The following is a 2,620-nucleotide window of genomic DNA, read 5'->3' as shown; positions in this document are numbered from 1 at the left end:
CGCCTCGATCCCCGGCTGGTCTACGCCTGGCCGCGCGAGAACCGCTGGCAGCGCGGCATGTTCGAGAAGCTCAAGGAAGCCTACGTCAAGGCGCGCTACTCCAAGCACTACACCGTGAGCGAAGAAGAGCTGACCTGGCTCGGCGAACAGGTCGAGGAGCTCGGCCGCGTCGTCCAGACCGTGTGCTCGGAGCGCATCACCCAGCTCGAAGGGACCGCCCGCGAGGCCAGCTGACCGGCTGGCTTCCATTCCCTTCAGACGTTCTCCTCGACCACGATGTCGAGCGTCAGTTGCAGCACATCCTCGTCCGCATCGGCCGCTTCCGGCTGCAGGGTTTCCTGGCCACAAGCGAGCGTAATCCACTCGAAATCCCAGTCCAGATCGACCCGGTCACCGTCATCGTGACGCGTGATGCGAACCTGCGCTGCGCCTTCGACCGCGAGGGCAAAACGGCAGGTGAAAGCACCGTCCAGGAACGTCCCGCGCAGCAAGGTTCCATCCGAAAACGCCAGCGAAAACCCCTCGGCAATCCCGCGCGCAGGGACATCGAGACGCGTCTCGATATCACCTGTCAGCAGCAGGTTCGATCGGCCTCCAACCTCAATGTGAACACTCATGCTGCCATGCCTCCATGCGACTCACGTTTGACCACAAGAATGGAACATATAGCGAACATTTGAAAGAAGGAGGGTTTGGGAGGGAGAGGCAATTGGAGGCAAGGCGGGGAAAAGCATGAGGGAAGGAAATGGTGGCGAGGGCAAGATAAAAGGGTGTCTCGCGCCACCCGTAAGCATCTGTCTGCACATCGTTTTTTAGAGAGACAGTGGCTGTTTTGGCGAGATACTTACGAGACATGGCGTGAAGCCGGTCCACGTGGTCCATTCGGTTGGCAGCGATGCGGGCTGATACCGGATATGCGGCAGCGCCCGCGCCTGGAGGCCGATCCGCTTTTACGACGTGCCTTTGCGACGAGTGAACCCGTAGATCCGCGCTGGCAAAGCGCGGGCAGTAGCGTCCCGAAAGAACGAGGCGGCAATACGGAATTTTGTCCGCCAGCTGCGCCCTTACTCTGGACAGGGCAGTCCTCGACTGGCGCGGCCTGCGGGGCAGCCGGGATTGCGTTCAAACAGGCACGCAAGCACGCCTTGCAAAAGTGCGCGTCACGGGTGCGTTTGGGGCCGGTAGTTGGCAAACTTGCCTGGCTCAGGAATTGCGGTTCGACAAAGGTACCGATCGGCACCGGACAGGCTCTGCCGAAAGCGCGCGGCAGCGTGCAATCTCGTTTGCATGCCGACAGCCAAAACCCGCCATCAATTCTACTTGCCCGAGGGCCTTTCCGAGAGCCTCGCGAAGGCGGCTGCCGGGCCCGGCAACTCGAAGACCCACATCCTGACCAAGGCATTGGCTGCCTGGTTCGAGCAGGGTACCCAAACTCCGGCTATGGGCGTGTGCGATCGCCACGACAGCCAAGCCGTGCAGATTGAGGCCAAGCTCGATCGGATCATCAATCTCCTTTTAGACGCCCAGCTGTCCGCTGCGTCAGAAGGCCATTCTCAGGGCGAGGCGCGAGCTCACTTCGGTTCCAAAACGCCCCACCAATCGGTGCGCAAAGCCGTGGAGCGGGACGAGGCAAGCGGTCGGCAAATGACCAGCCCATCCGGGCGCGCGGACCAACAGGAGTTTGATCTATGATCCAGAAGGCCAGCTTGCCGATCGAGCCAATTTCCGTTCGCATTCCGGAAGCCTGCCGACTGACCGGCATCGGCCGTTCAAAGCTCTACGAGCTGATTGCAGAGGGCCGCATCGAAGTCGTCAAGGTCGGAACCATGACGCTTGTGCCATATGCCAGCTTGAAGGACCTGATCGACGAGGCTCGACGCTCTGAAAATGGGCATTGAGTTAGCATTCCCGAATGCCAGCCCCTGGGACATTGTCCTCGGTCCAGTCTTGTGTGCCTGGAGGGGAAACCAGACATTCGGATCGCATCTACGCGATGGCCACATCCGCCGACATTCCAGACACTCTGAGCCCAGATCGCAACCTCCAAACCGGTCGTAGGTTTATTTTGGCATTAAAATGGTGGAACGCTGCCTTGGGGGAGATGCCGATGACAAAGTCGGCTATCGAAGGAAAGCAAGGGGGCTGATCGAAACGGTCGATCACGGTGTAGAAACCTCGCAGATGCTCGCGCCTGCTCCACAGGCCCACGAAACGGTCGATTGCCCACAGGACATGAACGGACGAAACGTGCAGGGACTAAACAGATTTGCGCGTTTGCGGATGCCATCGGCCTTGCTATTTCGCGCGTATGCCCATTCCGGATTATCAGTCGCTTATGCTACCCCTCCTCGGCATTGCTGCCGAGGGCGAAACCCGTGTGCCAGCCGCCGCGCAAGTGATCGCCGATCGCCTCGGATTGTCCGAATACGAACGCGAAGAGATGCTGCCAAGCGGCAAGCAGCGCCTGCTTCACAACCGCTTGCATTGGGCCAAGTTTTACATGTCCAAGGCCGGCCTGATCGACAGCCCCAGGCGCGGGGTCTTCATTGCGTCGCACGAAGGCAGGCAGCTCTTGGCCGCCAAGCCCGCACGCATCGACGTGGAAACGCTCAAGCGCTAT

At 60.2% G+C, this 2,620-nt stretch carries 4 protein-coding genes and 1 pseudogene; 4 read left to right on the top strand and 1 reads right to left on the bottom strand.

Annotated elements, in window-relative coordinates:
* Positions 1 to 234 (top strand): annotated as a pseudogene (locus MBENS4_RS03425) (nucleotidyltransferase); the annotation flags it as partial.
* Positions 235 to 254: 20 nt separating this feature from the next.
* On the opposite strand, the gene MBENS4_RS03420 reads toward MBENS4_RS03425, so the two are convergent.
* The gene (locus MBENS4_RS03420; protein ID WP_039388780.1) at positions 255 to 617 is read right to left on the bottom strand and encodes a hypothetical protein; all 363 of its coding nucleotides are present in this window, start codon (positions 615 to 617) and stop codon (positions 255 to 257) included.
* 670 nt (positions 618 to 1,287) lie between these two features.
* Between MBENS4_RS03420 and MBENS4_RS23860 the strand changes: the two genes are divergently transcribed.
* The 3 genes from MBENS4_RS23860 to MBENS4_RS26360 form a co-directional block, all read left to right on the top strand.
* Entirely contained in the window at positions 1,288 to 1,692 is a 405-nt protein-coding gene (locus MBENS4_RS23860) for a hypothetical protein (protein WP_052321980.1), read from the top strand.
* Positions 1,689 to 1,898, top strand: coding sequence for a helix-turn-helix domain-containing protein (locus MBENS4_RS03410; RefSeq protein ID WP_039388778.1), 210 nt, complete (start codon positions 1,689 to 1,691; stop codon positions 1,896 to 1,898). Before MBENS4_RS23860 ends, MBENS4_RS03410 begins: the two co-directional genes overlap by 4 nt.
* A gap of 410 nt (positions 1,899 to 2,308) precedes the next feature.
* A partial coding sequence (locus tag MBENS4_RS26360) for a winged helix-turn-helix domain-containing protein (protein WP_039388776.1) occupies positions 2,309 to 2,620 on the top strand: 312 nt, incomplete at its 3' end.

It is taken from the genome of Novosphingobium sp. MBES04 (genome assembly GCF_000813185.1).
Taxonomy (GTDB): domain Bacteria; phylum Pseudomonadota; class Alphaproteobacteria; order Sphingomonadales; family Sphingomonadaceae; genus Novosphingobium; species Novosphingobium decolorationis.
This window is presented reverse-complemented; position numbering and strand designations above follow the sequence as displayed.

What these genes read in the sequence shown, in the direction of transcription:
- MBENS4_RS03420 (WP_039388780.1), bottom strand. Translation starts at nt 617, where the DNA reads ATGAGTGTTCACATTGAGGTTGGAGGCCGATCGAACCTGCTGCTGACA.
- MBENS4_RS23860 (WP_052321980.1), top strand. Translation starts at nt 1,288, where the DNA reads ATGCCGACAGCCAAAACCCGCCATCAATTCTACTTGCCCGAGGGCCTT.
- MBENS4_RS03410 (WP_039388778.1), top strand. Translation starts at nt 1,689, where the DNA reads ATGATCCAGAAGGCCAGCTTGCCGATCGAGCCAATTTCCGTTCGCATT.